Genomic DNA, 7,859 nt, shown 5'->3' on the forward strand with positions numbered 1-7,859 from the left:
GCGAAAGCGGGGTATCAGGCTCGGATGGGCCGACTGACACACCGTCTTCGCGAGCAAGCCCGCTCCCACAGTTGGATCACCGCCAGGCTCGAGCCAATTGCCAGCCACAAAAAAAGCCCCGACTCGCAAGAGCCGGGGCTTTTTGGTGGTGCACTACAACGGCTTAGCCGTTGAACACATCATCCACGCTTTGCAGCGGGTAGTTCTTCGGATACGGCAGGGTGGCCACACCCGTCTCGATTGCGGCTTTGGCCACGGCATCGGAGATCAGGGTGATCAGGCGCTTATCCATTGGTTTCGGGATGATGTACTCACGACCGAATTCCAGCTTGATGCCGCCGTAGGCGTCGCACACTTCCTGAGGAACCGGCAGTTTGGCCAGTTCGCGCAGGGCGTTGGCGGCCGCGACTTTCATCTCTTCGTTGATGCGCTTGGCGCGAACGTCCAGGGCACCACGGAAGATGAACGGGAAGCCCAGTACGTTGTTGACCTGGTTCGGGTAGTCCGAACGGCCGGTGGCCATGATCACGTCGCTACGGGTGGCGTGGGCCAGCTCCGGGGAGATTTCCGGATCCGGGTTGGAGCACGCGAACACGATCGGGTTGGCCGCCATGGACTTGAGGCCTTCGGCGCTCAGCAGGTTCGGGCCGGACAGGCCAACGAACACGTCTGCACCGTCCAGGGCGTCAGCCAGGGTACGCTTGGAGGACGGATGCGCGAACATCGCCTTGTACTGGTTCAGGTCGGTACGCTCGGACTGCACAACGCCCTTGCTGTCGACCATGTAGATGTTTTCCAGCTTGGCGCCCATGCTCACCAGCAACTTCATGCAGGAGATGGCCGCGGCGCCGGCGCCCAGGCAAACGATCTTGGCTTCGCCAAGGGTTTTGCCGGCGATTTCCAGGGCGTTGATCATGCCGGCCGCGGTAACGATCGCGGTGCCGTGCTGGTCATCGTGGAATACCGGGATGTCGCACTGTTCGATCAGGGCCTTTTCGATCTCGAAGCACTCAGGTGCCTTGATGTCTTCCAGGTTGATGCCACCGAAGGTGATGGAGATGCGCTTTACGGTGTCGATGAAAGCCTGCGGGCTCTCGGAATCGACTTCGATATCGAATACGTCAATGCCGGCGAAGCGCTTGAACAGCACGCCCTTACCTTCCATGACTGGCTTGGAAGCCAATGGGCCGAGGTTACCCAGGCCGAGGATCGCGGTGCCATCAGAGATCACTGCAACCAGGTTGCCTTTGCCGGTGTACTTGTAGGCCAGTTCAGGATCGCGGGCGATTTCACGTACGGGCTCGGCAACGCCAGGGCTGTAGGCCAGCGACAGGTCGCGGGCGGTGGCAGTGGCCTTGGTGAGCTCTACACTCAGCTTTCCTGGACGAGGATGGGCATGATATTCGAGAGCGGCAGTTTTCAAATCAGACATATCGGCATTCCGCTTTTACTGTTGGTCGACGGACCGCCGAGGATACGCGTGTCGCAAAGTCCCCACAAGACTGGGCAGTCACAGGTGTCAAGGGCCCTGCCCTACGACTTTTGGCCAAGAGCCACGGGATACAAGGGCTCAACTGTTCACAATCGACCTGAAAAATGTCTACAATTTTTTCTTACGGCGCCTGCTCGAGCATGCCGGGATCGGTCAGTGGCAACAGCCAGCGTGCCTGGCCCTTTTCCAGGCCGCCGCGTCGGGAGCGGTCCAGCACCCAGCCGCGGGCTTCGATGGACTGGCCCTGCAAACCCTTCAACAGTGCACTGTCGAATCGGCCCACCAGATTGGGTGCAATGCGCAGTACCAGTGAGCCCTGCAACTCAATCCAGACTCCGCCGCGATTGCGTTCGATTTTGTTCACCTGACCGCTGACCACCGCAAAGCCCGAGCGCCGGATCTTCGCCGCATCGACCACCGGTGACTGGCGCCACACCCCCAGCCGGGCCTGCCGGGCGCTGCGTTCGGCGGCTTGCTGGCAGGCCACCAGTTCCACATTCGGCGCGACCGCCACCTGGAAGCCAAGGCCTTCGGCGAGCAACTGCGCTTCCAGATTTGCTCCATTGGCACCGTAGAGATGGGCCAGGGTGCGGCCGTAACGGTCCTTGCTCTCCCGTCCGGGCACCACGCCAACGCGCCCACCGCTCGCGCCCACAAGACTTTGCAGGCGCTCGCGAGCGGCCACGGCGAAGGGCTCGTCAGTGCGCCCCTGCTTGCCGGTTTCCGGGGCATTGACGCCGATCATGCGTATGCTGCGGCCATCCTTGAGGCGCACGGTGTCGCCATCCACTACCCGCTGCACGTCGAAGGTCGCGACATCGCCGGGCGCCGGGCAGAACACCTCGGCCTGGGCGGGCGCCAGCCAAATCGCAGACACAAAAAAGGCGCCCACAAGGGACGCCTTTTTCATCAGCGAGGACAAGCCATACAGGCCATCCAAGCGGACCAGCCTTACTCGGCTTTAGGAGCAGCTTTAGCGCCGAAAGCACCGAAGCGGGTCTTGAAGCGGTCAACACGGCCGCCAACATCCAGAGTCTTCTGCTTACCGGTGTAGAACGGGTGGCACTCGTTGCACACGTCGATTGGCAGAGCTTTGCCGAAAGTCGAACGGGTTTCGAACTTGTTACCGCAGCTGCAGGTAACGTCGATGGCAACATAGTTTGGATGGATATCGGCTTTCATGGTGTATTCCTCAGGCTAGCGTGCCGCCAATCAACACTATTGTTGAATACCGCACGTAATTAGGCCGCGGATTCTACCAGACCTTTTTAAACGCGCAAGAAGCACAACGGCCCCTTTCATCAGAAAAGCGCGGCATACACAAGGCCCTGTGGGAGCCGGGCTTGCCCGCGATGCAGGCGCTGCGGTGCCTCAGGTGCACCGTGTCGATACTATCGCGGGCAAGCCCGGCTCCCACATCCACCGCTGGTCTGCTAGGCTCCCGCCCTTCTTCGCCGCCCGTCATATGAGAACCCCCGCGTGCCCGACGCCATTTTGCGCCTCGCCCTGCCCTCGCCCCTGCGCCGCCTGTTCGATTATCGGGCCCCTGCCGGCGTATTGCGGTCGCAGTTGCAGCCCGGCATGCGCGTACGGGTACCGTTTGGCCGGCGGGAGATGATCGGCATCCTGGTGGAGGTCGCCGATCACAGCGAAGTGTCCGCCGAGAAGCTCAAGCCGGCCGTGGCCATCCTCGACAGCACGCCGCCGCTGCCGCCTGCGCTGTTCAAGCTGTGCCTGTGGACCTCGCAGTATTACCAGCACAGCCTCGGCGACACCTTGAGCTGGGCGCTGCCGGTGCTGTTGCGCCAGGGCGAACTGGCCGAGGCGCGCCAGGAGCGTTTCTGGTCGATGGTCCCGGGGGCGCGCATGGACGACCCGCGCATCGCCCGCGCCCCGCGCCAGCGTGAAGCCCTGGCAACCCTGGCCCAGCATCCCCACGGCGTCGCCCATCAGCTTTTAAGCAAGCTGATGCTGAGCAAGGACAGCCTGGACTTGCTGCTGGCCAAGGGCCTGGTGCAGGTGGAAATCCGCAAGCACGCCCCCGGCGAGCGCCACGAACACTGGCTGGCTCAGCCGGAATTGCCGCTCAACCCCGAACAACGCGCCGCCTACGAGGCAATTCGCGCCGGCTTCGACAGCTTCCACGCGTTCCTGCTGGCGGGCGTCACCGGCAGCGGCAAGACCGAAGTCTATTTGCAACTGATCCGCGAAACCCTCGAAGCCGGCAAACAGGCACTGGTGCTGATCCCCGAGATCAACCTCGGCCCGCAAACCCTGGCGCGTTTCGAGCAGCGTTTCAACGCGCGCATCGCCCTGGTGCACTCGGCGGTCAACGACCGCGAGCGCCTGGAATCCTGGCTCGCCGCCCGGGACGGCGAGGCCGACATTATTATCGGCACCCGTTCGGCGCTGTTCACCCCGATGAAAAATCCCGGGCTGATCATCATCGACGAAGAACACGACGGCTCCTATAAACAGCAGGAAGGCCTGCGCTACCACGCCCGCGACCTGGCGCTGGTGCGTGCCCGCCAGGAAAACATCCCGATTGTGCTGGGCTCGGCCACGCCTTCCCTGGAAAGCCTGCACAACGCCTACACCGGGCGCTACGGCCTGCTGCGTCTCAATGAGCGGGCCGGCGGCGCCAAGCAGCCACGCTTCCTGCGCCTGGACGTTAAAAGTCGCCCGCTGGACAGCGGCATTTCCGGGCCGATGCAGCAAGCCATCGGGCAAACCCTCGCGGCGGGCCAGCAAGTGCTGGTGTTCCTCAACCGCCGGGGTTTTGCGCCGACGCTGCTGTGCCACGACTGCGGCTGGATGTCCGAGTGCAATCGCTGCGATGCGCGAATGACCGTGCACCAGCGCTCCGGCGAGTTGCGCTGCCATCACTGCGGCCATGTGGAACGGGTGCCGCGGCACTGCCCGCAGTGCGGCAAAGTCGACTTGCGACCGGTGGGTGCGGGCACCGAGCGCGCCGAAGAACGACTGGGCATCCTGTTCCCGGATTACCCGGTGCTGCGGGTCGACCGCGACAGCACCTCGCGCAAGGACGCGATGAATCAGTTGTTCGCCACGATCCAGAAGGGCCAGCCGTGCATTCTGGTGGGCACGCAGATGCTTGCCAAAGGGCATCACTTCCCACGGGTGACCCTGGTGTCGATCCTGGATGCCGACGGCGGGCTGTTCTCCGGGGATTTTCGCGCCAGCGAGCGCATGGCGCAGTTGATCGTGCAGGTCGCAGGCCGGGCCGGGCGGGCCGAAGAGCCGGGCAAGGTGATCATCCAGACGCACCTGGCCGACCACCCGCTGCTGATTCAACTGACAGAACAAGGCTACTTTGCCTTCGCCGAACAGGCCTTGAGCGAGCGACGCTCGGCAGGTCTGCCACCGTTTGCGCATCTGGCGCTGCTGCGGGCCGAAGCGCACAAGCCGGGGCAGGCCGAAGGTTTCCTGGATGAAGCGTGCAGCGAGGCTGAACGTTTGCTGGGGGAACTGGGTCTGACCGGCATCGAGCTATTGGGCCCGGTGCCAGCACCGATGGAACGCCGCGCCGGGCGCTACCGCGCCCAGCTACTCTTGCAAGCCAGTGCCCGCGCGCCGCTGCATCGTTTATTAAGCAGCTGGTTACTTGCGCTGGAGCAAATGCCCAGTGGTCGCCAGGTGAGATGGTCGCTGGACGTAGACCCGGTAGATTTGTACTAACCCCCTGTGGCGAGGGAGCTTGCTCGCCACAGGTTAATCGTCCGTCGAGGTCCCGCGAAGGTTGGCAAGCCCGCCCTCGCCACGGATAATGCCCAGTTTTTCCACCTGCGCATCGCGCGCCACCGCTTGCGGTCGAAAGAGAACACCATGAAAGACACCATTCGCCAGCTGATCCAACAAGCCCTCACCCAACTCGTCAACGAAGGTGTGTTGCCTGAAGGCCTGACGCCGGCGATCCAGGTGGAAAATACCCGCGACAAGACCCACGGTGATTTCGCCAGCAACATCGCGATGATGCTGGCCAAGCCGGCCGGCCTGAAGCCGCGCGACCTGGCAGAAAAAATCATCGCCGCGCTGCCGGCCGACCCGCAGGTGACCAAGGCTGAAATCGCCGGCCCAGGCTTCATCAACTTCTTCCAGAACACCCAGGCCCTGGCTTCGCGCCTGGACGCGGCCCTGGCCGACGCGAAAATCGGCGTGCGCAAGGCCGGCCCGGCACAGCGCGTGGCCATCGACCTGTCGGCACCGAACCTGGCCAAGGAAATGCACGTGGGCCACCTGCGCTCCACCATCATCGGTGACGGCGTGGCGCGGGTCCTGGAGTTCCTCGGCGATGACGTGATCCGCCAGAACCACGTGGGCGACTGGGGTACCCAGTTCGGCATGCTGATGGCCTATCTGCAGGAAAACCCGATCACCAGCAACGAGCTGTCGGACCTGGAGAACTTCTACCGCGCCGCCAAGAAGCGTTTCGACGAATCCGAAGAATTCGCCGACCGCGCACGTGGCCTGGTGGTCAAGCTGCAAGCCGGCGATGCCGAATGCCTGGAACTGTGGGGCCGCTTCCGCGAGATCTCGCTGTCCCACTGCCAGGAAATCTACGAGCTGCTCAACGTCAAATTGACCATGGCCGACGTGATGGGCGAAAGCGCCTACAACGACGACCTGATCAACGTGGTCAACGACCTCAAGGCCAAGGGCCTGCTGGTTGAAAGCAACGGCGCGCAGTGCGTGTTCCTCGAAGAATTCAAGACCGCCGACGGCGACCCGCTGCCGGTGATCATCGTCAAGGCTGATGGCGGCTACCTCTACGCCACCACCGACCTCGCCGCCGTGCGCTACCGCAGCGGCGTGCTGAAAGCCGACCGTGCCCTGTATTTCGTTGACCAGCGCCAGGCCCTGCACTTCCAGCAAGTGTTCGAAGTGGCGCGCCGCGCCGGTTTCGTGACCCACCCGATGCAGATGGAACACATGGGCTTCGGCACCATGAACGGCGCCGATGGCCGCCCGTTCAAGACCCGTGACGGCGGCACCGTGAAGCTGATCGACCTGCTGAACGAAGCCCAGGACCGCGCCTACAACCTGGTGAAGGAAAAGAACCCGGAGCTGGCCGAAGCCGACCTGCGCAACATCGCCCGCGTCGTGGGGATTGGCGCGGTGAAATACGCCGACCTGTCCAAGCACCGCACTAGCGACTACAGCTTCAACTTCGAATTGATGCTCAACTTCGAAGGCAACACCGCGCCGTACCTGCTGTATGCCTACACGCGGGTGGCCGGTGTGTTCCGCAAGCTCGGCAAGGACTTCAGCGAAGTCGAAGGCCAGATCAACCTTGAGGCGCCACACGAGCAGGAACTGGCCGCCAAACTGGCGCAATTCGGCGAAGTGCTGAACAGCGTCGGCGAAAAAGGCACACCGCACATCCTCTGCACCTATTTGTACGAAGTCGCCGGTTTGTTCTCCAGCTTCTACGAGAACTGCCCGATCCTGACCGCAGACGACGAAGCCCAAAAGCAGAGCCGCCTGCGCCTCGCCGCACTGGCAGGACGGACCCTCAAGCAAGGCCTGGAATTGTTGGGCCTGGAAACTCTGGAGCGTATGTAAGTTGGCTGCCAAGAAAAAACCTGCACCCAAGCGCGGCGCCAGCCGCTACCAGGCACCGGCGAAGAAGCCTATTCCGGGCTGGTTGTGGATGGCCATCGGCCTGACGGTCGGCGCGTTTGTGGTGTTCCTGATGAAGCTCGACCCGGGCAAGGGCGATGACGTCAAACGGGTCAAGCAAGAACAGCAGAAGGCCACGAAAATGGCCGAGGCGAACAAGACACCGCCTAGCCCGACTGCGCCGGTGAAGCCGAAATACGACTTCTACACGCTGCTGCCGGAATCGGAAGTGATCGTGCCGCCGGACGCCGTGCCGGAGAAAACCCTGCCGACGCCGCAGCCGGTGCCGACTACGCCGGTTACCCCGGCGGAAGCAGCGAAGATCGACACGGCCCGGGCCCAGGCTGCGCTGGCCGGGATTACCCCGCCGCCACCGCCGCCGGTCGCCACCACCAAGGCCGCGCCCGTGACCAAGTTCTTCCTGCAGGCGGGCTCGTTCCCGAAACAGGCGGATGCGGACCGTGTGCGCGCGCAGATTATTTTGCTGGGGCAGGCGGTGACGGTGGAGTCCGGGACGGTTAAGGATGCGACCTGGTATCGCGTGCTGGTAGGGCCGTTCAGCAACCGTGAACAGCTGACCGTGGCGCAGAAGCAACTGGCGGGTGCAGGGTTTAGCAACCTGTTGTTACAACAACGCCAGAGCCGCTGATTCCGGAAACAGCATCGGGTTAATGTGGGAGCGGGCTTGCTCGCGAATGCGGTAGATCAGTCAATATTTTAGGTGACT

The 7,859-nt window shown here is 63.0% G+C and carries 6 protein-coding genes; 3 read left to right on the plus strand and 3 right to left on the minus strand.

All coding sequences use genetic code 11. From position 1 onward, the window contains the following. Positions 1-163: 163 nt before the first annotated feature. The 3 genes from ACW9I6_RS28535 to rpmE form a co-directional block, all read right to left on the minus strand. Positions 164-1,432: a malic enzyme-like NAD(P)-binding protein gene (locus ACW9I6_RS28535; RefSeq protein WP_003209334.1), complete on the minus strand. Its 1,269-nt coding sequence runs from the start codon at positions 1,430-1,432 to the stop codon at positions 164-166. Between the two features lie 181 nt (positions 1,433-1,613). Then, positions 1,614-2,402: a thermonuclease family protein gene (locus ACW9I6_RS28540; RefSeq protein ID WP_457340097.1), complete on the minus strand. Its 789-nt coding sequence runs from the start codon at positions 2,400-2,402 to the stop codon at positions 1,614-1,616. 41 nt (positions 2,403-2,443) lie between these two features. Further along, a complete protein-coding gene (rpmE, locus tag ACW9I6_RS28545; RefSeq protein ID WP_003209330.1) occupies positions 2,444-2,674 on the minus strand; it encodes a 50S ribosomal protein L31 in 231 nt (76 codons plus the stop codon). Positions 2,675-2,971: 297 nt separating this feature from the next. On the opposite strand from rpmE, the gene ACW9I6_RS28550 reads away from it, so the two are divergent. From ACW9I6_RS28550 to ACW9I6_RS28560, 3 genes are all read left to right on the plus strand, one after another. Next, positions 2,972-5,191, plus strand: coding sequence for a primosomal protein N' (locus ACW9I6_RS28550; RefSeq protein ID WP_178902867.1), 2,220 nt, complete (start codon positions 2,972-2,974; stop codon positions 5,189-5,191). A 147-nt stretch (positions 5,192-5,338) separates the two neighbouring features. Next, positions 5,339-7,075, plus strand: a complete 1,737-nt coding sequence (gene argS, locus ACW9I6_RS28555; RefSeq protein ID WP_003209327.1) for an arginine--tRNA ligase — start codon at positions 5,339-5,341, stop codon at positions 7,073-7,075. Between the two features lies 1 nt (position 7,076). Further along, on the plus strand, positions 7,077-7,781 hold the full coding sequence (locus ACW9I6_RS28560; RefSeq protein ID WP_003209324.1) for an SPOR domain-containing protein: 705 nt from the start codon (positions 7,077-7,079) through the stop codon (positions 7,779-7,781). Positions 7,782-7,859 lie beyond the last annotated feature (78 nt).

It is taken from the genome of Pseudomonas sp. SDO5522_S412 (genome assembly GCF_054071215.1).